We start from the raw sequence: 22524 nt of genomic DNA on the forward strand, positions 1-22524 counted from the left end.
GCGCGTTCGATTTGTCGCTTGTAGTGTCCTTTCTCGCTGGCTTCACATCGATTTCAGATGGAACATCCCCCGGCGGAAGGCACATCGATGTCCAAGCGTTCCTGGTTCTCGGCGGCGGCGTTGGCGGTGGTCACGTTCCTCGTCGGTGCCCTCACGACAGTTCTTCCCGCGCGGGCCGAACCGCTGCCCGCGACGTATTCCGGCTCGACCCACGGCGACGTGCTGGCGCTCGGTCTCAACGCTGCGGGAATCGCCAACGTCGACGCGTCGTTGGCGCATTCGGCGACCTCGACCAACAGCACCGCCTCTCCCCGAACGCACGCGGAATCGGCGAACCTCGACGCCAACGCCGTCGGCATTCCGGTGGGAGTCGCCTCCGACCAGGCGAACTCGGGGCCGGCCGCCGGATCCGACTCGTACACCGCGGGTCTGGGCACGATCAACCTTCCCGGGATTCTCCAGGTCGGCGCCATCAACGGCAGTGGGCAGACCAACTGGGCAGGCGACCTGGCGTGCGTGCCCGACGGGACGCCACTGGCCCAGTCGAGGACGAGCCTCGCCAACGCGAGCCTGGGACTCACGCTCCTCGGCGTCGGACTGAACATCCTGCAGCTCGGCGCGGTTGAGACGTCCGGCAACACCACGTTGTCGGGTGGGAACGTCGTCTCGACCTCCAGCGGCAACGTCGCGTCACTGTCGTTGATCAACGGCCTCGTGGACGTCGAGGTGCTGGAGAACCCGACGATCACCGCCACGTCGGACGGTGCGACCGGTTCGGTCAGCGCCAACGACTACGCCATCGCCGTCACGATCGCCGGTCAGCGCACCGAGCTGCGCGCAGGCATGTCGCTGCCGATCAACCTGAACCTCGGCGTGCTCAGCGTCAACCTGACCCTGAGCGTCGGTCAGCTCTCCGACACGTCGCAGGGCGCGACCGGCTCGGGTTCGACGGCCTTCATCGAGCTCAACGGCAGTATCAACGGGCCGCTCGGCGGCAACCTGGCCAGCGTGAACCTCGGTCTTCTGCCGCTGTCGGCGTCGGCGACCGCACCGCAGGGTGGTGTGGAGTGCGGCGCGCTGGACCCACCCACCATCACCTCGCCGTCGAACGGTGACGAGACCGGAACCACTCCGACGATCACGGGTACCGGCACGCCGGGCGCGACGGTCACGGTGTCGGAGGGGGACACCGAGATCGGCACCGCGACCGTGGACGAGAACGGCAACTGGTCGCTCACCCCGGAGACACCGTTGCCGCCGGGCGAGCACACGATCCAAGCCGTGCAGTCGGCGGGGGATGCGGTCTCGCCGGCTTCGGAACCGGTCACGTTCACGGTGGCGGACACCGAACCACCGGATCCGCCGGTGATCACGTCGCCGGAGGACGGTTCGACGATCGGTAATAACACTCCGGAGATCACGGGCACGGGTGAGCCGGGTGCGACGGTGACGATCCGGGATGGTGACACGGAGCTGGGTACGGCGACGGTGGATGAGAACGGGAACTGGTCGTTCACGCCGGAGAGTCCGTTGTCGGACGGCGATCACACGATCACGGCGACGCAGGAGGATGCGGCCGGCAATGTGTCGGGTCCGTCGGAGGAGGTGTCGTTCACGGTTGACACCGAGGCACCCGATCCGCCGGTGATCACGTCGCCGGAGGACGGTTCGACGATCGGCAACAACACTCCGGTGGTCGAGGGACGAGGCGAACCGGGGGCGACGGTCGAGGTGATCGTGGACGGTGAGTCGGTCGGTGAGGCCACTGTGGACGATCAGGGCAATTGGTCGTTCCCGTTGGAGGAGCCGCTGTCGGACGGTGAGCATGTGATCGAGGCGATCCAGACCGACCCGGCAGGCAACGCGTCGGAGCCGGCGCAGTCCACCGTCACGGTCGACACCGGTGCTCCGGATCCGCCGGCGATCACCTCGCCCGAGGGGGGTTCGACGATCAACGACAACACCCCGGAGATCACGGGTACCGGCGAGCCCGGTGCGACGGTGACCATTCGGGATGGTGACACCGAATTGGGTACGGCGACGGTGGATGAGAACGGCAATTGGTCGTTCACGCCGGACACTCCGTTGGAAGACGGTCCGCACACGATCACGGCCACGCAGGAGGATGCGGCCGGCAACGTGTCGGGCCCGTCGGAGGATGTGTTGTTCACGATCGACACCGTGGCTCCGCCTGCGCCGGTGATCACCTCGCCCGGGGACGGGTCGACGATCGGCAACCCCACTCCGGAGATCACGGGCACGGGCGAACCCGGCCACCAGGTGACGGTGTCCATCGACGGTGTGGAGGTCGGCACCACCACGGTCGGCGAGAACGGTACGTGGACGCTGGAACTCGACCAGCCGCTCGGACCCGGTGACCACACGGCCACCGCGATCCAGACAGACGACCTGAACCGGGACTCGCCGGTGTCGGATCCCGTGTCGTTCACGGTCGAGCAGCGCGCGGTGCCCGCGCCGGAGATCACGTCGCCGGAGAGCGGTAGCTCCACATCGGACCCGACGCCCGTCATCGAGGGCACCGGCGAGCCGGGTGCGACGGTCCAGGTGATCGTCGACGGTGAGCAGGTCGGCGAGGCTACAGTGGACGATCAGGGCAACTGGCGGTTCGAACTGACCGAGCCGCTCGCGCCGGGGAACCACACGATCACGGCGACCCAGACGCTCGACGGCGTGACGTCGGCCGAGTCGGATCCGGTGATCATCGTGGTCGAGGAGGAGGACACGACGCCTCCTGACGCCCCGGTCGTGACGAACCCGCAGGACGGTGGACAGGTCGACGACCGGAGTCCGACCGTCGAGGGCACGGGCGAGCCCGGGGCGACCGTGGAGGTCGTCGTCGACGGCGAGTCCCTGGGCACGGTGCAGGTCGGTGCGGACGGCACGTGGGCGATCGACGCACCCGAACTGGGATGCGGCCAGCACACGCTGTCGGCGACGCAGACCGACGCCGCTGGCAACGTCTCCGAGCCGACCGAGCTGTCGTTCACCGTGGTCTGCGACGACGGTGACGGCGGCGCAGGGAACGGTGACGGCGGTGGTGCCGGTGACGGTGACGGCGGCGGTGGCCACGACCTGATCACCGCTCCGCCGGTGTCGGTGGGCCCGCCGCCGGGCGGCGGCAGCGGATTCGACGGAACCGGATACGACAGTGTCAGCGGAGGCAAGCAAGGCCTGGCGCAGACCGGTGCCCCGTTGACGGTGCTGCTGTGGCTGGGACTGCTGGCGCTCGCCTCGGGTGGCTTCCTGCTCCGCCGCTTCCGGGCCGACCGGTGACCCGGAGCCGCGACTGACCGACCGCGACTGACCGACCAGGGAGGAGAACGCCAGGGCCCCTTGGCTGCATCGCCACCGCAGCCAAGGGGCCCTGGCACGTTCGCGCCGTCGGGCCTCGGAGCGTGCCTCGTGATCAGGTGGGCAGTGCGGTGTTGGCGGTCTCCTTGAGCCGAATGAGGCTCAGCAGTCCGATGAGTGCCGCGCCCATGACCCAGAACGCGGGCGCCTGGTTGTCACCGGTCTGCTGCACGAGCCACGTCGCCATGTACGGCGCGGTGCCACCCGCGAGGATGGTGCCGAGGTTGAATCCGAGCGCCACACCCGTGTACCGGGTACTGCCACCGAACAACTCCGTGAACATCGGGAAGGCCGGCACCTGGAGCAGTGCGTTGAGCACCATGAACGCCAGGTACAGCACACCGACGACCATCATGCTGCTGGTCGACTCCATGAGCGCCAGCACGGGATAGCTGATGGCGAGGTAGCCGACGACACCCGTCGCGATCACCTTCCGCCGTCCCGCACGGTCGGACAACAACCCCACCAGCGGCATCGTGAGACAGGCCAGCGCGATGACTCCCGCCGACAGCCACGACACCTGGTCGGCCGGGAATCCGAGGTCGTCGATCAGGTAGATGTTCATGTAGGTCAGGCCGATGTAGCCGGTGCCGTTGGTGGCGACGGCGACGCCGATGACGCGGAGCACGGCCACCGGGTGATCGCGCAGCACCTGGATCAGCGGCCACTTGGCCTGCCGTCCCTCCTTCTTGGTCTTCGTGAACTCGGGAGTGTCCTCGAGTCGAGCCCGGGCCCACAGACACAGCAGAGCCAACGGCAGACACAACAGGAACGGCATGCGCCACCACCATTCCGTCATCCCGTCGGATCCGACCGCACTCGTGAACACGGCGACGACCATGGCTGCCACGGCGAAGCCGAACGTCGAGCCGAACGGCGTGAACGACCCGAAGAACCCGCGCCGATGAGGTGGGGTCGATTCGGCGATGTACGTGGCCGCGCCGCCGACCTCACCGCCCGCGCAGAACCCGCTCACCAGGCGCAGCAGCACGAGCAGGACAGGCGCGAGGACGCCGACCGACTCGTAGGTGGGCAGCACTCCGATCAGTCCGGAGCACACGCCCATGCCGACGATCGTCGCGACGAGCGGAGCCCTGCGGCCGTACCGGTCGCCGAGCCAGCCGAAGAACACACCGCCCAACGGCCGCACGATGTATCCGGATGCGAACACGGCCAACGCGGCCAGCATCGACGCGGTGCTGTCGGAATTGGGGAAGAACAGTGGAGCGATGGTGACGGCGAGGAAGCCGTACACACTGAAGTCGTAGTACTCGATGAGCGTCCCGACTCCGCCCGCGAGGGCGGCGCGCCGCGTGAGCCGGGGTGAGAAGGTGGGGACGGCGACTGCGGTGGCGCCGTGGGCCGAGGTCATGACGTTCCTCCGGGATCAGGTCAGCGGCGGTGTTCGGCGAGCAGCAGCCGAAGGCTCCCGCCTGCCTCGATGATCTTGGTGACGCGTTCGCTCGGCGGCGTGCCCTCCAGGGTCGTGCCGGTGGCGGGCAGCGAGACCCTGGCTTTCCGCCAGTCCACCTCCACGGGGTCCCAGCGCTGCACGTGATCGGTGATGCCCGGCGCGGTGATCAGCGGCATTCCGTTGTAGGTCTCGCCCCGCCAGAACCCGGGCGAGAACGACTCCGCGATCACGGCCGAGACGCCGAGGTTGCGCAGTGCGACGAGCGGTGGGTAATGCGGGTGGCCGTAACCGAAGTTCCGGCCACCGACGATGACGTCTCCTGGCCGCACCCGGTCGACGAAGTGCGGGTCGTAGGCCTTCATCGTGACCTCGCGCAGGACGTCGGCGTCGTAGTACTTGATGTTCTCGACGCCGATGATGAGGTCCACATCGAAGTCGTCCCCGAAGATCCACGCCACGCGGCCGTGGATCACGTCGGGCGGGGGTGGGTAGCCACTCATGAGGCCATCACCTCGCGAGGGTCGGTGATCTTCCCGGTGAGCGCGCTGGCCGCCACCGTCGAAGCCGAGCCCATGTAGATCTCCGATTTGGTACTGCCCATGCGGCCGGAGATGTTCAGCACGCCGGTGGAGATGCACTTCTCGCCGGGCTGCAACGGTTTCTGGTAGCCGAAGCAGAAGTCGCAGCTCGAGGTGTGGATGTTGGCTCCTGCGCTGCGCAGGACGTCCAGGAGTCCTTCCTGCTCCGCCTGCCGGTGGATCTCGGCGGAGGTTGGTACGACATTGAGTTCGACGCTTTCGGCCACCCTCCGTCCCCGCAACAGTTCCGCCGCGGACCGGATGTCCTCGATGCGGCCGCTGGCGCAGGAGCCGATGAAGGCCTTCGTCACCTCGGTCGAATCCAGTTCGGACACTCCACGCGTGTTCGCGGACCGCGCCGATCCGGGAAGCACCACCTGCGGCTCGATGGCGGAAAGGTCGAACGTGTGGCGCGAGCTGTACTCGGCGTCCGGATCGCTGGCCACGGGTTCGTACGGGCCACGTGCCACGGCGGCGGCGTAGTCGAGAGCGGTGCGGTCGGGGTTGAAGATCGCGGACACGGCACCGGTGAACATCGCCATGCCACACAGGCCCTGCCGGCGGTCGATGCTCATCGACTCCGCACCGGGGCCGCCGAACTCCATCACCTGGTGCGCGCAGCCGTCCGCGCCGAGCCGGCCGATGATCGCGTGGATCAGGTCCCGATTGTCCACACCGGGACGGAACTGTCCGGTCAGGTCGAAGCGCACGGTGGCGGGCACGTCCAGGTAGATCTGCCCGCTCACCCATGCTTCCAGCAGGTCCCTGCGCACGCCCCAGCCGAGCGCGCCGAATGCGCCGAGCCCGCTGACGTGCCCGTCGAAGTGGATGAGGAACCGCCCCGGCAGCGCGTAGCCGAGTTCTGCGGTCACCTGGTGGCCGATCCCTTCGGCCTCGTGCAGGGTGACGCCGTAGAACTCGCACCAGTCCCGCGTCACCTTGTGGATGTCGCGTTCCTTCGCGTCGCCCTTCGTGAGCATGTGGTCGATGAAGACGAGGTACCGCTCCGGCTCCGCGAGTTCCGTGATGCCGAAGTCCTCGTGCATCTGCCGGAACATCACGTCGGTGTAGCCGGGGAAGTCGTAGGCGATCATGTGGTCGGGACGGAACGGCAGGTTCTGTCCGGGCCGGACACTGTCGACTCCGCCCGCGCGGGCGAGGATCTTCTCGGTGATGGTCTGTGGCACGTCGATCACCGGCCCGCGGGAAGGTAGCGCTGCTGTGCGGCCTCGACGTCGGCGAAGCCGATCAGGTCGACGAACTCGTGGTGCTGCAGGGCGTCCGCACTCACCTGCGCGGGGGCTTCGCCGCCTGCCAGGCGTTCGAGGCACGTGCGCAACGCTCCGGCCGCGGCCATCAACGGCTGGGTCGGAAGGAGCGCGAGCCGTACGCCGATCTGCCGCAGAACCTCGGGGGTGAAGTCGCGCTCGGTCCACGTCGACGCCGTGAGCGTCGCGACCAAGGGAACACCCGCAACCTCGCGACATTTCGCCCACTGCTCGGCGTCCGAGAACGTCTTCGTGACCGGCATGATCATGTCCGCGCCCGCGGCGACGTAGGCCTCGGCGCGACGCAGCGCCTCGTCGCCCGTGGCGTCGGTCCGGGCGATGAGCATCATCCGTCCCTCGGCTGCATCGGCGGCGGCGCGGACCTTTCCCTTCGCCGTCTCGATGTCGAGCAGCGGCACGGGGTCCCCGACGCAGACGGGGCAGCGCTTGGGGGATTCCTGGTCCTCCATGAATGCAGCCTGCACGCCCGCATCGGCGAACTTACGGGCGGTACGTGCCGCGTTGACGGCGTTGCCGTAACCGGTGTCGATGTCGGCGACGAGCGGGAGCGCGCTGGCCTCGCGGATCGTGCGGACCGCGTCGAGATTCTCGGTCATGGTGTACAGCTCTGCGTCGGGGTAACCGAGCGCCGCCGAGACCGCGAAGCCGGATGCGCACAGCGCGCTGAATCCGGCCTGTTCGGCGAGTCGTGCGGTCAATCCGTCCCACACGCCGGGTGCGAACACGAGGTCGGCATCGACGAGTTCGCGCAGCGTGGCGGTCGATGTGGTGGTCGACATTGTCCACCTTCCGTTATCCGGAACTAGTTTCAAGCAAACTAGGGCGCACTTCTGCTCGCAGTCAACCGTTCCGCGAATAAAACGGAACCTGTACCGTCATGCGAAACGTGGAAGGGAGTTCGGATGCGCGCTGTGATGCAGACGGAGCCTCTGGGCCTGCATCAGATCCTCGGCAGGTGCGAGACGCTCTTCGCCGACCGGCCGGTGGTCGTCGGCGGTGCGGCGGAACCGGCGACCGCCACCTACGGCGACGTGTTCGCGGAGGCGCGCGCGTTCGCCGGCGGGCTTGCCGAGCTGGGTCTGCGGCCCGGCGACCGGGTCGCGACCTTCGCCCCGAACACCCGCGAGCATCTGCTCGCCTACATCGCAGTGCCCGGAAGCGGCTTGGTGCTCCACACCGTCAACATTCGGCTCGGCGGGGAGGAGGTCGCCTACACCGTCGAGCACGCAGGAGATCGGGTGGTGCTCGTCGACGCCGCCTTGTGGCCGGAATGGTCGGCCGTGGCGCTGCCCTCCTGTGTGGAGTACGTGATCGTCTACGGCGATCACCTCGAACACCCGGAGCTCCCCGGACGAGCCGATCTCCCTGAACGACACGGGAATGCCCGCGTCATGCCGATATCGGACCTGATGACCGCTCCACCGCGCCAGGGCCCGTGGTATCGCCCCGCGGACGAACACGAGGCCAGCGGAATCTGTTACACCTCGGGTACGACGGGATGGCCGAAGGCCGTGGTCTACAGCCATCGATCGGTGTATCTGCATGCGCTGACGCTGTGCGGGGCCGACACCTTCGCGATCTCCGAACACGACGTCGTCTGCCCTGTCGTGCCGATGTTCCACGCGAACTCGTGGAACCTGCCGTATGCGAGCCTGCTCGCCGGAGCTGGCCTGGCGTTGCCGGGGCGTCGCACCGATCCGATCGGCCTGGCCGAGTGCTTCGCGGCCGGACGGGTCACGTTCTCCGCTGCAGTACCCACGGTGTGGGCCAATCTTCTGGCCGCGGTCGATGCCGGTGACGTCGATCGGACCGCGCTGAAGTCGGTGCGGCGTCTGGTGATCGGTGGTTCGGCCGCGTCGGAGACGTTGCTGTCCAGCCTGGCCGAACTCGGTATCGAACCGGTGCACGCATGGGGAATGACCGAGTGCTCCCCGGTGGGTCTCATCGCGAATCCGCCCGCGAACGCCGACGACGCCGTGGTGGCGGAGACACGCTCGAGTCAGGGCAGGCCGATGCCGGGCCTTCGGATGCGGGTCGTCGACGGGGAGACCACGGTGCCCTGGGACGGCACCTCGATCGGCGAGCTGCAGATCAGCGGTCCCTACGTCGCGGCCGACTACTACGGGGCGGAACCCGGTGCCGTTGCCGACAAGTTCGCCGAATCCGAGGGAACCCGCCTGCTGCGCACCGGTGACGTGGTCACGGTCGACGAACGCGGATACGTGCGGATCGTCGACCGGACCAAGGATCTGGTGAAGTCGGGCGGCGAGTGGATTTCGTCCGTGGCGCTGGAGAACCACCTCATGGCACACCCGGCCGTGCGGGAGGCAGCCGTGATCGCGGTACCCGATCCGAAATGGGACGAGCGCCCGATCGCCGTCGTGGCGGCACGCGACGTCGATGCCGCGCAGCTGCGGGATTTCCTCGCCGAGCGAGTACCACGATGGCAGGTGCCGGACCGCTTCGAGTTCGTCGACGAGGTTCCGAAGACCAGCGTCGGCAAACTCGACAAGAAGCTGCTCCGTACCGAGTACGCCTGACTTCACCGACGTATCGTTCCCGGCAGCGCCACGTCGAGGCGGACGGTGACCACCATGCCGGCAACGCCGACCGCACGAGGAAAGTGAACGAATGCCCGCGAGAGACAACGACCGTCAGGACACCGACCGTCAGGATAACGACCGTCGGGACGAGGACCCGAAGGCCGAGGACCCGAAGAACATGGTCAACTCGGTCGTGCGGGCCGGCCAGCTGTTGGACGCCTTCGACAGCGGAAAACCGGTCCTCGGCCTGACCGAGTTGTGCGCGGCCACCGGGTTGAACAAGACCACCACGCACCGGTTGCTGAGCACGCTCGTCCGCATGGGCTGGCTGACCCGTACGTCGGGTGGTGACTACAAGGTCGGCATGAAGCTCTTCAGCCTCGGGTCGGTCGCCCTTGCCGACTTCAGTCTCCGGGACGAGGCGAGGCCCTCGTTGTTGTCGCTGGCCGAACAGTTCGGGGACACGGCGTATCTCATGATTCCCGGCGACAGCGGGGCGGTGGTCATCGATCGCTACGAAGGCGAGAGTCCGTTGTCGGTGAAACACATCGGCATCGGCACCGTGCTGCCCTATCACGCCGCGGCAGGGCCGATGACCATGTTGGCCCACCTGCCCGACGTCCGCGAACGCTGGCTCGCCGAACCGCTCAAGGAGTTCACCCGCCACACGGTGCGGGACCGCGCGACTCTCGAATCGCAGCTCGACGAGATTCGCGAGGAGGGATACACGGTCAGCGACGAGGACTATCTCAACGGAGTCGGAGCCGTCGCCGCCCCCGTTTTCGGGCGGACGGGCACGCTCGAGGCGACCGTGAGCCTCGGCGGGCCCGCGGGCCATTTCCGCGGCAGCCGGTTGGTCAGCATCATCAGCGCCGTCCGGGAGGCGGCGGCCACGGTCTCGGCCCGATTGGGTTCCCCGGACGAAGCGGCGTGATGGCACGTTCCGGTGTGGCGCATGTCTAGTCCTCGGCTCAGCGGTGCCGACTACGGTGTGCCCATGCCGATGTTCGCGTTCGAAGGTAAGCGTCCGTCCGTGCACCCCGAGGCGTGGATCGCGCCGACGGCCACGTTGATCGGCGACGTCGTCGTCGAGAAGGGCGCGTCGATCTGGTACGGCGTCGTGGTCCGCGCGGACTTCGGGCGCATCGTCATCCGCGAAGGCGCCAACGTGCAGGACAACTCGGTGCTGCACGTCAACGACGGGGTGTGCGAGGTCGGCCGCAACGCCACCGTCGGGCACTCCTGCATCGTCCACGACTGCACCGTCGGCGAGCAGGCCCTCATCGGCAACGCCGCGACCGTCCTCGACCAGTCGACGATCGGCGCGCGCACCCTCGTCGCCGCGGGCGCCACCGTCACGCCCGGTACCGAGGTGCCGTCCGAGGTGGTCGCGATGGGCAGCCCGGCGAAGAAGTTCGTCCCGCTCACCGATTCGGCGCGCGCGTGGGTCGACCACAACGCCGCGATCTACCAGGAGCTCGCGCGCAGGCACGCCGACGCGATCGAGCCGATCGACGAGCCCGACCGGCCGGAGTAGCCCGCCGCCGTTCCCGCACTGTTCACCCGGCGCGGGAACACTCGGCTCCGTGCACCCGACCGCCACGGACTGGACCGCCTACGTCGACGGCTACTGCGAACGGCTCGCTCCCGGACTGTTCGGCGAGCCGCTCAACACCGTCAGCAACCTGGGATTCCTGATCGCCGCCGTCGCGATCTGGCGGCAGGCCCGCGGTGAGACCGGGCCCCGGCTGCTCGCCGTGGGACTCGCGCTCATCTTCGCCGCGAGCACCGCCTTCCACATGCTCGCCACCCGCTGGGCCGGCTCGGCCGACTCGGCGGCGATCGCACTGTTCGTCCTCGCCTACGCCGTCGTGTTCGCCCACGTCTTCCTGCGTGCGCCGTGGCGGTGGGCATGGCTCGCGGTGCCCGCGTTCGCCGCGCTCGCCGTCCCCGTCGTCGCGGGCGCGAGTGCACTGGGCGTTCCCGGCGGCGCCTACGCCGCCCCGCTCGTGGCGTTGTTCGTCCTCGCCGTGCTGACCGCACGCGACGGCGCGTGGCCCCTCTTCGTCGTCGCGGGCGGGCTGTTCGGCGTCTCGCTCACGTTCCGGTCCGTCGACCACACCGTCTGCGGTTCGTTTCCGCCCGGCACGCACTTCCTGTGGCATCTGCTGAACGCCACCGTGCTGTACCTGGTGTCGCGAACGGCCGTGCGCCGCTGGGTACGCTCACCCGAACAGGCGACCGCGGCGCCGTAGGAGCCGCGAGCCCGGCAGGCGCAGTACGACCGAAACGAGCACACCAGCGTGAGCACCACCGCATGACCGCCGCGACGAACCCGGTCCGCAGGGCTTTTCCGCCGTCGGCGGTCGCCGCGGGACTGATCTCGGTGCTCGTCGCGGTGACGAGCACCGCCGCCATCGTGTTCTCGGCCGCCACGGCCGCAGGCGCCACGCCCGCCGAGGTGACGTCGTGGATGCTCGCCGTATGCGTCGGCATGGGCGTCACGTCGATCGGCCTGTCGCTGCGCTACCGCGCGCCGATCGTCACCGCATGGTCGACCCCGGGTGCCGCGTTGTTGGCCGCGAGCCTCAACGGCGTGTCGATGGCGCAGGCCGTCGGAGCCTTCGTCGTCTCGGCGGCACTGATCACGCTGACCGGGCTGACCGGCTGGTTCGAACGTCTCATGGACCGCATCCCGGTGCCGCTCGCCTCGGGCCTGCTCGCCGGCGTGCTCGTGCACTTCGGCATCGACCTGTTCGGCGAGCTCGAAACCAGCTTCGCCGTCGTTTTCCCGATGCTGCTGGCCTATCTGCTCGCACGGCGGTGGCTGGCGCGCTACGCGGTGCTGGTCGCACTCGCCGCCGGGGTCCTCGCGACGGCCGTCACTGGCACGCTGCGCCTCGACCGCGTCGACCTCGCCTTCGGCACCCCCGTGTTCACGATGCCGGAGTTCGACTGGCAGGTGATCATCAGCGTCGCGCTGCCGCTCTACATCGTCACCATGGCATCGCAGAACCTGCCGGGCGTGGCCGTGCTGCGCGGCGACGGCTACACCGACGTGCCGCTCTCGCCCGTCATCGGCACGACCGGGGTGGCGAACCTCGTGCTCGCCCCGTTCGGCTGCTTCGGTCTGAACCTCGCGGCCATCACGGCCGCCATCTGCACCGGTCCGCAGGCGCTCGAGGACCGCAGCAGGCGCTACCTCGCCGCGGTGTGGGCGGGCGTGTTCTACCTCGTCGTCGCCGTCTTCGCCGGCACGGTCGGCTCACTGCTCGGTGCGCTGCCGGAGGCGCTGATCATCGGCATCAGCGGACTCGGCCTGCTCGCCACGATCAGCGGCTCGCTCACCTCAGCGCTCGCCGACGAGCGGTGGCGCGAATCGGCCGTCGTCACGTTCCTGGCGACGGCCTCGGGGGTGTCGCTGCTCGGCATCGGCTCGGCCTTCTGGGGCCTGCTCGCAGGCGTGCTCACCGCGCTGATCACCCGGCGCAGGAAAGCCGCGGCCTGAACCGGTCCGCACGGAAAGCTGTCCGCAGGAAAACGGGGACCCCGCCACGCGGCGGAATCCCCGTCCAAGAAAACGCAGAAGAAGCGTCAGTGCTTGCCGGCGTCGGCGGCTTCCTTCTCCAGGCGCTCGCGCTCGCGCTCCAGCGAACGCTCGATCTCGGCCTCGGCCTCCATGCGGCCGACCCAGGACGAGCCCTCGACGCTCTTGGCGGGCTCGAGGTCCTTGTAGACCTGGAAGAAGTGCTCGATCTCGAGCTTGTGGAACTCGTTCAGGTGGTGGATGTCGCGCAGGTGCTCGTTGCGCGGGTCGCCGGACGGGACGGCCAGCACCTTGTCGTCCGGGCCCTTCTCGTCGCGCATCCGGAACATGCCGACGGCGCGGCACTTGATCAGACAGCCGGGGAACGTCGGCTCCTGGACGAGGACGAGCACGTCGAGCGGGTCGCCGTCCTGGCCGAGGGTGTGGTCGATGAAGCCGTAGTCGGCCGGGTACTGGGTTGCCGTGAACAGCGTCCGGTCGAGCTTGATCCGGCCCGTCTCGTGGTCCACCTCGTACTTGTTGCGCTCCCCGCGGGGGATCTCGATCGTGACGTCGAACTCCACGGCGTCCTCGCTCGCTCTCGTCGGCGCCGCCTCTCACGCGGCTTTCATTGATGTCCTGACTAGCCCAGTGTGACCCACGGCTCGGTCAAACAGCAGTCAGGAGGGCACTAGTGTGATGTCTGCCCCGTTCGAGGAGCGGACAGCACGAGCACGCAGTGGGGACCTGGTGGAGGGGTACGTGGCACAGGGCGGCACCGGCGGCGAGGGCACCGACGGCGAGGGCACCGGCGGCGAGCACGCGGGCGGCGAACCGGCGTGGCCGTCGGCCGACGCCGACGCAGGCGCCCCCGACCGGGCCCCTGCCGACGGGGCAGGCACCTCGCAGTCCCCGTCGGAGCAGCCCTCGTCGGAGCAGTCCCCGTCGGACGGGCAGCCGGCGCAGCAGCCGAGCTCGGAGCAGACGACGCGGCCCACGCGGCTGCCGCAACCGCAGGCGTCCGGTGAGTCGCAGCCGGGACAGCGGCAGAACCCGGCGGAACGGACGTCGGCCGCGTCGGCACCGCATGGCCGGACCGACCGGTTCCAGCAGGGACAGGCGGGCCGGCAGTCGTACGAGGCGCAGGCATCCCGCCCCGGACCACCGCAGCAGCACCAGCCGCGGCCCCAGCAACAGCAACAGCAACAGCAACCCCAGCAACAGCAACCCCAGCGCCGGCCACAGACCGGGCCCCAGCCCGGTGCCGGAGTCCAGCCCCGGCCTGGCTCTGTGCCGCCCGCGGGGATGCAGGCACGTCCCGTGCGGATCGAACCGCAGGCCGCGGGCTCGGACGCTTCGCCCGAATCGGATGATGCGGGTGAATCCGGCGAGACGGCCTACCTCGCGGCACCGGCAGGCGCCGCGGCTCCCGAGGCGGCACAGGGACCCGGCGGACCACCGGACGGTCCCGGCAACTCGGACGCGCCGCCGCAACCGGAACCCGAACCGGAAGGCGAGGCGAAGCCCCGGCGCGGGCGCACCAAGGCGCTTCTGCTCGGTGCGACGGCGTTGGTGCTGGTCGTCGCCGTCGGGATCGTGCTGGCGCTGCCGGCGGTGTCGAACCGGCTCGGCCTGCCGTGGGCGCCGAACGCACCGCTGACCGATCCGCCCCAGCCCATTGCGGTGGCCAGCCACCTGCAAGGGGTGGGCGAGCACGGACAGGCACCGACCGCGGCCGGCGTGCAGCAGGCGCTGTCCGGCCCCGCTCGGGACGGCGCGCTGGGCACGCTCAGCGGCATGGTCGTTGATCCGCTGAGCGGCGAGACGCTGTGGTCGCAGTCGGCGGACCGGCCGGTCGCGCCCGCGTCCGCGACGAAGATCCTCACCGCCGCGGCCGCACTGCTGGAGCTCGGCCCCGACGCGCGGCTGACGACGAAGGCGGTCGAGGTCGCCCCGGGGCAGGTCGTCGTCGAGGCGGGTGGCGACGTCACGCTCTCGTCGCTGCCCGAGGGCGAGGAGTCGCTGTACCGCGGCGCCGCGCGCCTCGACGACCTCGCGGCGAAGATCGACAAGGCGACCGGCGGCGAGGTGTCGTCGATCGCGGTGGACAACAGCCTGTTCACCGGCGACAAGACGGGCAAGGGCTGGGCAGGCGAGGACGCCCCGTCGACCTACGCCGCGCCCGTGGAACCGGTGATGCTCGACGGCGGCCGCTCCGACCCGCTCGACGACGGTTCCAAGCGCACCGGCACGCCGTCGGCCGATTTCGCCAAGCGACTGGCCGCGAAGTTCCCCGGGGCGAGCGTCGACGCGCAGGGCGGGGACGCCTCCGGCGGCCGGGTGATCGCCGAGGTCGAGTCGGCGCCCGTGGAACGCCTCGTCGAGCAGATGCTGGAACTGTCGGACAACACCCTCGCCGAGGCGATCCAGCACCAGGTGGCGATCTCGACCGGCAACGAGGCCACATTCCCCGGCGGCGCCAAGGCGACGCTGGAGGTGCTGAGCAGGCACGGATTCGACGTCGAAGGCGTGACGCTCAACGACGGCAGCGGACTGTCGGTGGACAACCGCATCCCGGCACAGCTGCTCACCGAGATCATCGCCGTCGCGGCCGGTTCCGACGACGCCGGCGGCTCGCCCGGGGAACAGCCGAGCTCGCCTGCGGAGTCGTCCGAGCCGGATGCCGGGTCGGGCGCGTCCCGCACGGAGACGTTGCGGCCGATCCTGTCCGGACTTCCCGTCGCGGGCGGCACCGGCACGTTGTCTGCGCGCTACGACGACGGCGTGCCCGCCCAGGGACGTGGCTGGGTGCGGGCGAAGACGGGCACGATCCCTTCGATCGGCACCAACGCGCTCACCGGCTACGTCGTGACCGTCGAAGGGCGGGTTCTGGCGTTCTCGCTCATCACCTCGGGCGCGCGCAACACCGACGCCGCCCGCGAGGCGCTCGACACCATGACGGCGACCCTCCGCGAATGCGGCTGCCGTTAGGTCGTGTCTGACGATCCTCCGCCGTCGCGCCGTCCATCCCGCTGGGTCGTGTGGGCGATCCCGGGGACATCGCGGACGCCGCGGACTTCCTCGCCTCCCGTCAAGCCCGATGGATCACCGGGCAGGTCATCCAGGTCGCGGGCGGTCACTGGCTCTGAGCCTTCGCCCCCGGAGGGCGGGCCCGTGACGGAGCCACACGGGAGGGCGCCCGGCAGGTAGCGTCGACGGCGTGAACGCCGAGACCACCGAAACGCCGCGCACCGCGACCGCGAATCCGCTGGTCGACTGGTCGGTGGCCGCGTCGACGGGCGCCATGCTCGCGCGCGGTGGACCGTCGGTTCCGCGGCACGAGGCCGAGCTGGCCGTCGCCGAGCTGCGGGACCTGTCGGTCGACGCCGAACGCTACGTGCGCGAGCTCACCGGGCTCGGGCGGGACCTGCCCGTCAAGCAGGGCGAGGTCGTCGACCGGCCGGGGTGGGTGCGTTCGGCTGCAGCCGGCCTCGACGAGCTCACCAGCAGGGCTGTTCCGCCGGAACGCACGTCGCGGCTGGCCTCGCTCGTCGCGGGCGGGGCGGGCGTGCAGACCGGCGTCGTGCTGGCGTTCCTCGGCTCGCGTGTGCTGGGCCAGTACGACCCGTTCGGCGGCCCCGGCGCCGAGGGAAGCCTCGTGCTCGTCGCGCCCAACGTGGTGACCGCCCAGCGCGCGATGAAGGTCTCCGGCAGGGACTTCCGCATGTGGGTGTGCCTGCACGAGTGCACCCACCGGTTGCAGTTCACCGCCGTCGACTGGCTGCGCGACTACTTCGCGGGCCAGGTCGGCGAGCTCGTCGGTGGTCTGTCCGGTTCGGAGGAGACGCTGTCGGCCGCGCTGTCGCGGTTGCCCGAGAGCCTGCGTGCGCTGCGCGGATCCGACTCCCAGGACGTCATGGGGCTGGCGGAGATCCTCCAGTCGCCCGCCCAGCGGGCCGTGTTCGACCGGCTGATCGCCTTGTCGACATTGCTGGAGGGGCACGCGGACTACGTCATGGACGCCGTCGGGCCGGACGTCGTCCCGAGCGTGGCGACCATCCGCAGGCGCTTCACCGAACGGCGCAAGGGTGGCGGCGTCCTCGACCGGCTGTTGCGCACCCTGCTGGGGATCGACGCCAAGGTGCGGCAGTACGAACAGGGCGCCGCGTTCACCCGCCACGTCGTCGGCGCCGTGGGCATGGACGGGTTCAACGCGGTGTGGACCTCGCCGGAGACCCTGCCCACCCGCGCGGAGATCAAGGATCCGCAGGCATGGGTGCGGCGCGTCCACTGAGTGGATTCGCCGCGGTCGCGGCCGTGCGCGCGGCGGTGCGGGACTTCCTGCGGGCGTATCCGTCGCCGGACGGGGTGTACGTCGCCGTCTCCGGCGGAGCCGACTCCCTCGCCCTCGCCGAGGCCGCCGCTTACGCCACGAGGGACGCGGTGGAGGTGACCGCACTCGTCGTCGATCACGGTCTGCAACCCGGATCCGGAGCCGTCGCCGAGACGGCCGCCGCGACCGCACGGAAGTTGGGTGCCGCCGAGGCGAGGGTGCTGCCGGTGTCGGTCTCCGGTCCCGGCGGTCCCGAGGCGGCCGCGCGCAGGGCCCGCTACCGCGCGTTGCGCGAGGCCCTGCCCGCGGGCGCGGAGGCCACCGTCCTGCTGGGGCACACGCTCGACGACCAGGCCGAGACGGTGCTGCTCGGGCTGGGGCGAGGCTCTGGCCCGCGGTCCATCGCGGGGATGCGTCCGTTCGACCCACCGTGGGGCAGACCACTGCTCGGAATTTCGCGGGCCGTCACCCGGGCGGCCTGTGACGAACTCGGCATCGAACCGTGGCAGGACCCCCACAACTCCGACCCCCGCTACCGCAGGGTGCGCGTGCGCGACGAGGCGCTGCCGTTGCTCGACGACGTGCTCGGCGGAGGGGTCGCGGCCGCGCTCGCACGCACCGCGGCACAGCTGCGCGAGGACGTCGACACCCTCGATGACCTGGCGCAGGAGCTGCTCGACCACGCTCACGACGCCGAATCGGGCACCGTGTCGGTCGCCGTGCTCGAATCGGCCCGGCCCGCGCTGCGGAGGCGGGCGCTGCGCAGTTGGCTGCTCGCCGCGGGAGTGCGCGAGCTCACGGACGCACACCTGCGCGCCGTCGACGCACTCGTGGGTGCGTGGCGCGGTCAGGGCGGGGTCTGGCTGCCGGGCAATTTTGAGGCGAGCAGAGCACGTGGAAAGCTCAGGGTCGAACCGGGACCGTCGGGCCCCGCCACGAGTACGGACCACCGCTAGAGGGGACTGCTGCCGTGTACGAAGGCGATATCGCCTCCGTGCTCATCACCGAGCAAGAGATCAAGGACAAGATCGGCGAACTCGCCGAGAAGATCGCGGCGGACTACACCGCAGAGGGGGAGTCGGCCACCACCGACCTGGTGCTGGTCGGCGTGCTCAAGGGAGCGGTCATGTTCATGACCGACTTCGCCCGCGCGCTGCCGCTGCCCGCCCAACTGGAGTTCATGGCGGTCTCGTCCTACGGGTCGGCGACCACGTCGTCGGGTGTCGTGCGGATCCTCAAGGACCTCGACCGTGACATCGCGGGCCGCGACGTGCTGATCGTCGAGGACATCGTCGACTCGGGCCTGACGTTGTCGTGGCTGCTGAAGAACCTCGCCGCGCGCCAGCCGAAGTCGCTGAACGTGGTGTCACTGCTGCGTAAACACGAGGCGGTGCAGGTCGACGTGCCGGTGAAGTACATCGGTTTCGATATTCCGAACGAGTTCGTCGTCGGATATGGTCTGGACTACGCAGAGCGCTATCGTGACCTGCCCTACATCGGGACGCTTGACCCCAAGGTGTACTCGTCGTAGGAACCCGGTCACGAACGGTGAGCGTGCCATGGACGGGGAGTGGCCACGCGAGTGAAGGCGGAACTGAGTCTCCTTCGATCGCGTCATAGTGGCCGCAGTGGTGCGTTAACCTAAGCGAAGATCGCAGGTCGGCTGCCATAAAGCCTGCCGCCGGCTCTGAGGGGACGTAGGGAGAGTCTGGAACATGGGGAACAGCAGTCACGCGGACGCCGCGGCGTTCCGCCAGGCCGCGGTGAACGGTCAGGTCGGGATCGACCCGGACGCCGCCGAGACGGTGCTGAACAAGCTCCGCACCGGCAAGGACGCCGTCGAGGCACTGATCCGGCAGACCGAGGAGCTGGCCACCCCGCCGCAGATCGGCGCGAACCCGGTCGGCAACGCCATGGCCGCGAAGTTTTCCGACCGCGCCGGTGGCGGAGGCGAGTCCTACGCCGACGCGCTGCGCAACCTCTACACCCAGTACGACGAGGCCGAGCAGGCGATCACCACGGCGATGCGGCAGTACCGCGACATCGACGCGGACAACGCCCGCCCGTTCACGGGGCAGCTGTAGAAACAGGGGGATGTGACCAGTGAATATCGATGACTCCGGTGTGCTCGGCTCCGACCTCGGCGACTTCGGCGACCTCGGCGAGGGTCAGTTCGACGCCGCCCCGGCCACGCCCGAACCTCAGATGCAGGCGGGACCCGCTCCCGCCATGCCGTCCTACGCCCCCGGCGGCGGTGGCGGCAACGCGGTGCACATCGGCGACGACGGGGGTGTCGCCGACCTCGTGAACCGCGCGCGCGGACGTTCCGACGGCTTCCTGCTCGACGACCTGCGGGCCATCACCGACCGCCCGAACTGGCAGGCGCACGAGAGCAAGCAGCTCTACCAGTTCGCCACGGTCAACAACGTGCCCGGCAGTGCCGAGGAGCTCGGCCAGGGCTGGGGCAAGCACGGCACCCAGCTGCAGCAGATCTCCGAGGACCTCTACTCGGCCATCAGCGAGCTGAGCAACGCGTGGATCGGCCAGGCCGCCGGTGCCGCACAGGGCGCGCTCGTCGGGATCGCCAACTCCAGCTCGCAGGCCGCCGAAGCGGCCCGGGCGATGGGATCGCGGCTCTCGCAGCAGGCCTCCGCGGCCGCCGAGCTGAAGAAGATGCCGCAGCCCGAGGAGTTCGACCCGGCCCAGGAGACCGCCAACATGCTGGCCATGGGCCCTGCGGCCATGGTCAAGGACATGAAGGAGAAGTTCGACCAGGCCCGCGCGGTGAAGGCTCAGCAGGTGCAGTACCTGGAGACCTACACCGCCGCGATGTCCGAGGTCGACGGCTCCACCCCGAGCTTCGGCCCCGCCTCGCTCGGCCTGAAGCAGGTCACCAACTCGGGCGGGACGAACCTCTCGTCGGTCGGCGGCGTGGGTGGTCCCGGCGTCGCGGGCGGCGCGCAGGGACACGGCGTGGACGCGTTGGCCGGTGGCCACGGAGCGCCCGCGCACGGTGGTGCCGCACAGCACCAGCCGCAGCAGCAGGCTCCGCAGACGCCTCAGCAGCCCGCCGCGCAGGCACCCGCCGGTGGCGGAGCCTCGTCGGCCGGTGCTGCCATGCCGCAGGCTCCCGCCGCTTCCTCGAGCGGCTTCGGCGCCGGTGCGGCCGCCCTGGGCGGCGCGCTCGCGGGCGGTGGCGCCGCGGTGGCCGGTGCGCGCGCCCTGTCGAAGGGCAGCAAGACCAAGGCCACCGAGGCATCCGACGGCAACTCCACCGAGGCCGCGGCGCAGCAGACGGCGCAGCCCGCCTCCTCGGTGCAGCAGCCGCAGTCGGCCGGTATCGCCGGTGCGAACGGCGTGATCGGTGGTCGCGAGGCCGCGGGCATGGCGCCGGCAGCCACACCTATGGGTGGTGGCATGGGTGCCGCGGGTGCCGCAGCGGGTACTGGTCAGGAAGAAGAGGAACACAAGCACGCGTCGTTTCTCATCGAGGCCGACCCGGACGACGTGTTCGGCGCGAACCAGGCGACGGCGCCTCCGGTGCTCGGCGCCTGGGGCCCGGACGACGAGGAGTGATGACCCTTGGCGGAGCGGCTCACCCCACTGGAGTTCGATTTCCTGTGGGAGTCGTTCGGCGCCGGTGAGGTGCCCTATCCGCTCGAGGTGTGCTCGCACGGGGAAACGCTCGAACAACGCGCCGCTCTGCGGGCCCGGACACTTCCGCAGCTCGCCGAACGCGGCCTCGTCGACGACGACGGCAGGCCCGCACCGCTGATCGAGGACTGGCTCGGCTGTCTGGCGACGGCCGAGGTCAGCCTCGACTCCGTGCAGGTCGACGCGCCGGAGGTGGAACCGCGACTCGCGGTCGCCGCCGCGCTCGGCGCGCAGGGCGTACTCGTCATCTCCGATGCCGACGGTTTCGTGCTGGACCGGGTGCCCGCCGACGGCCTGGCCAGCACGATCGTGGGCCTGCTTCCCGCCGAACGCCGCGGCGAGGAGAAGTCGATCACGGTTCCGCTCGAACAGCTGCTGTCGGGGCCGGGCGTCGACTTCCTCCAGCGTCGTGGGCAGGCCCCCGACGGCAGCTACGGCCCCGACGACGACCGCAAGGCCCTCGCCAGGCTCAACGCGCAGCCGAGGCTGCGTGGCGGTCAGATCGGCGCCAACGCGCGGAACCGCGCCGGCGGACGCACCCGGATGCCGGTGCTGAGCTGGTTCGACACCGAGTCGGGTCGCTACTTCACCCAGGCGAGTCAGGGCCGCGACGGCCGCGACTGGATCACGATCGCCCCCGCGGACGCGCCGACGCTCCGGCATCGACTGTCCGAGATGCTCGCGGGCGCGGCAGGCGCCACCGCGGCACCGCTGTGAGACACAGCCGGTTGTCCCGCAACGAGGTCCACTAATGTTCACGCACCAAAGCAGCACCATCGCCAGTTCCGAACTGATCGGGAGGATCGTGCCCACGCAGGAGTTCTTCACGCCGGTCGCGTTCGACTTCCTGTGGGAGCAGCTGGGCGCGGGCGAGCCGCCGTACCCGTTGAAGGTCGTCTCCCACGGCAGGACCGAGAGCGAACGCAGGGCGTTGCGGCAGCGGGCCGAGGACGAGTTCGCCGCCCGTGGCATCGAGGGCTCGCCCGTCGAGGGCTGGCTCGACGTGCTCGGCAGGGCGAGCACGAGCGTCGACGCGCTGTTCATCCCCGAGTTCCAGCACCCGCCGGTCGGGGCCATCGCGGCCTCCGACGGCAAGCAGGCGGTGCTGGCCGTGCAGGACAGCCAGGGGGTGCGGCTCCAGCCGATCTACCCGGACGGACTGGCCTCGGCGATCGTCGACCTGCTGCCGCAGGCACAGCGGGGCATCGCCGCCTCCATCACCCTCCCGCTGAACGACGCGCTGCACGCACGCCCCGACCGCACCGGCGCGTTGGCCGGCCGGACCGGCGGGGACGCGGGCGGCCGTAAGCGCGGCAGCCTCACCGAGCGGCCCTCCGACCCGCGCGAGGCGTATTCGCAGCTCATCGCACAGCCGCGGCTGCGAGGTGGGCAGCTCGCGGCCAACAGCAGGGACGAGCTGGGTTACAAGAAGCGGTCCGTGGTGCTGGCGTGGTTCGACACCGCCACCGGCCGCTACCTGAGCACGTCCGGCTCGGGCGGCGACGGCAGCGACTGGGTGACGGTCGCCCCCGCCGACACCAAGACCCTGCGCGGCAGGCTTTCCGAACTCGTCGCGAACGTCGCGGGCTGAGGCGGCTCGGTGACCTCGGGCACGCGCCGGGAACACGACGATGCCGGGAGTCGTTGACGTGACGGTGTGCTCCTCCGGTCGGTGCTCATCCGAGGGGCTCGGGTATTCGTCTCAGGCGCCCCGGATGTGCCTTGTGACCGGGCGGTACCCTGATAGAACGCCCATGGGCCGCGGGCACCTGCCTGCACGCGGCCGTTGACAAGACCGTGACGGCGGAAGTCACC

20 protein-coding genes are annotated in these 22524 nt (G+C 70.0%); 15 read left to right on the forward strand and 5 right to left on the reverse strand.

What is annotated here, in order from left to right; translation table 11 throughout:
• Nucleotides 1-87 precede the first annotated feature (87 nt).
• Nucleotides 88-3294 carry an Ig-like domain-containing protein gene (locus IF64_RS26040; RefSeq protein WP_169741946.1) on the forward strand — a complete coding sequence of 1069 codons (3207 nt, stop codon included), beginning with the start codon at nt 88-90 and terminating at the stop codon, nt 3292-3294.
• Nucleotides 3295-3427: 133 nt separating this feature from the next.
• Here IF64_RS26040 and IF64_RS0112225 read toward each other — a convergent pair whose 3' ends face one another.
• Genes IF64_RS0112225 through IF64_RS0112240 form a run of 4 tightly spaced genes read right to left on the reverse strand, consistent with a single transcriptional unit; the run spans nt 3428 to nt 7432 of the window.
• The gene (locus IF64_RS0112225) at nt 3428-4744 is read right to left on the reverse strand and encodes an MFS transporter (RefSeq protein ID WP_030532196.1); all 1317 of its coding nucleotides are present in this window, start codon (nt 4742-4744) and stop codon (nt 3428-3430) included.
• Nucleotides 4745-4764: 20 nt separating this feature from the next.
• A complete protein-coding gene (locus IF64_RS0112230) occupies nt 4765-5286 on the reverse strand; it encodes a LeuD/DmdB family oxidoreductase small subunit (protein WP_030532197.1) in 522 nt (173 codons plus the stop codon).
• A complete protein-coding gene (locus IF64_RS0112235) occupies nt 5283-6551 on the reverse strand; it encodes a 3-isopropylmalate dehydratase large subunit (RefSeq protein WP_246134792.1) in 1269 nt (422 codons plus the stop codon). The genes IF64_RS0112230 and IF64_RS0112235 overlap by 4 nt, the downstream gene beginning before the upstream one ends.
• A gap of 5 nt (nt 6552-6556) precedes the next feature.
• Complete coding sequence (locus tag IF64_RS0112240) at nt 6557-7432, reverse strand: isocitrate lyase/PEP mutase family protein (protein WP_030532199.1); 876 nt, start codon at nt 7430-7432, stop codon at nt 6557-6559.
• 123 nt (nt 7433-7555) lie between these two features.
• Here IF64_RS0112240 and IF64_RS0112245 point away from each other — a divergent pair, with 123 nt between their 5' ends.
• The 5 genes from IF64_RS0112245 (at nt 7556) to IF64_RS0112265 (ending at nt 12704) form a co-directional block, all read left to right on the forward strand.
• Nucleotides 7556-9193 carry a long-chain-fatty-acid--CoA ligase gene (locus IF64_RS0112245; RefSeq protein WP_030532200.1) on the forward strand — a complete coding sequence of 546 codons (1638 nt, stop codon included), beginning with the start codon at nt 7556-7558 and terminating at the stop codon, nt 9191-9193.
• Nucleotides 9194-9284: 91 nt separating this feature from the next.
• Nucleotides 9285-10130, forward strand: coding sequence for an IclR family transcriptional regulator (locus tag IF64_RS0112250; protein ID WP_084705817.1), 846 nt, complete (start codon nt 9285-9287; stop codon nt 10128-10130).
• Between the two features lie 63 nt (nt 10131-10193).
• A complete protein-coding gene (locus tag IF64_RS0112255; protein WP_030532202.1) occupies nt 10194-10733 on the forward strand; it encodes a gamma carbonic anhydrase family protein in 540 nt (179 codons plus the stop codon).
• 49 nt (nt 10734-10782) lie between these two features.
• The gene (locus IF64_RS0112260; RefSeq protein WP_030532203.1) at nt 10783-11451 is read left to right on the forward strand and encodes a hypothetical protein; all 669 of its coding nucleotides are present in this window, start codon (nt 10783-10785) and stop codon (nt 11449-11451) included.
• A 62-nt stretch (nt 11452-11513) separates the two neighbouring features.
• Nucleotides 11514-12704 (forward strand): benzoate/H(+) symporter BenE family transporter, encoded by a 1191-nt coding sequence (locus tag IF64_RS0112265; RefSeq protein WP_030532204.1) that lies wholly within the window; start codon nt 11514-11516, stop codon nt 12702-12704.
• Between the two features lie 86 nt (nt 12705-12790).
• On the opposite strand, the gene IF64_RS0112270 is transcribed toward IF64_RS0112265, so the two are convergent.
• A complete protein-coding gene (locus IF64_RS0112270) occupies nt 12791-13306 on the reverse strand; it encodes an inorganic diphosphatase (RefSeq protein WP_030532205.1) in 516 nt (171 codons plus the stop codon).
• A gap of 115 nt (nt 13307-13421) precedes the next feature.
• Here IF64_RS0112270 and IF64_RS0112275 point away from each other — a divergent pair, with 115 nt between their 5' ends.
• The 9 genes from IF64_RS0112275 to IF64_RS0112315 all read left to right on the forward strand — a co-directional run bounded on the left by IF64_RS0112275 (nt 13422) and on the right by IF64_RS0112315 (nt 22300).
• Nucleotides 13422-15713 (forward strand): D-alanyl-D-alanine carboxypeptidase, encoded by a 2292-nt coding sequence (locus tag IF64_RS0112275; RefSeq protein WP_084705818.1) that lies wholly within the window; start codon nt 13422-13424, stop codon nt 15711-15713.
• 35 nt (nt 15714-15748) lie between these two features.
• On the forward strand, nt 15749-15871 hold the full coding sequence (locus IF64_RS26565; protein WP_281292287.1) for an SDR family oxidoreductase: 123 nt from the start codon (nt 15749-15751) through the stop codon (nt 15869-15871).
• Between the two features lie 155 nt (nt 15872-16026).
• Complete coding sequence (locus IF64_RS0112285) at nt 16027-17016, forward strand: zinc-dependent metalloprotease (RefSeq protein WP_246134910.1); 990 nt, start codon at nt 16027-16029, stop codon at nt 17014-17016.
• Complete coding sequence (tilS, locus tag IF64_RS0112290) at nt 16995-18011, forward strand: tRNA lysidine(34) synthetase TilS (RefSeq protein ID WP_145600489.1); 1017 nt, start codon at nt 16995-16997, stop codon at nt 18009-18011. Before IF64_RS0112285 ends, tilS begins: the two co-directional genes overlap by 22 nt.
• A gap of 14 nt (nt 18012-18025) precedes the next feature.
• Nucleotides 18026-18586, forward strand: a complete 561-nt coding sequence (gene hpt / locus IF64_RS0112295) for a hypoxanthine phosphoribosyltransferase (protein ID WP_030532209.1) — start codon at nt 18026-18028, stop codon at nt 18584-18586.
• Between the two features lie 184 nt (nt 18587-18770).
• Nucleotides 18771-19139: a hypothetical protein gene (locus IF64_RS0112300; protein WP_030532210.1), complete on the forward strand. Its 369-nt coding sequence runs from the start codon at nt 18771-18773 to the stop codon at nt 19137-19139.
• Between the two features lie 19 nt (nt 19140-19158).
• Nucleotides 19159-20631 carry a hypothetical protein gene (locus IF64_RS0112305; RefSeq protein ID WP_246134790.1) on the forward strand — a complete coding sequence of 491 codons (1473 nt, stop codon included), beginning with the start codon at nt 19159-19161 and terminating at the stop codon, nt 20629-20631.
• Between the two features lie 6 nt (nt 20632-20637).
• Nucleotides 20638-21426 (forward strand): ESX secretion-associated protein EspG, encoded by a 789-nt coding sequence (locus tag IF64_RS0112310; RefSeq protein ID WP_030532212.1) that lies wholly within the window; start codon nt 20638-20640, stop codon nt 21424-21426.
• An 88-nt stretch (nt 21427-21514) separates the two neighbouring features.
• Nucleotides 21515-22300 carry an ESX secretion-associated protein EspG gene (locus tag IF64_RS0112315; RefSeq protein ID WP_030532213.1) on the forward strand — a complete coding sequence of 262 codons (786 nt, stop codon included), beginning with the start codon at nt 21515-21517 and terminating at the stop codon, nt 22298-22300.
• Nucleotides 22301-22524 lie beyond the last annotated feature (224 nt).

Origin of the sequence: Prauserella rugosa, from assembly GCF_000719975.1 — a bacterium.
Taxonomy (GTDB): Bacteria; Actinomycetota; Actinomycetes; order Mycobacteriales; family Pseudonocardiaceae; genus Prauserella; species Prauserella rugosa.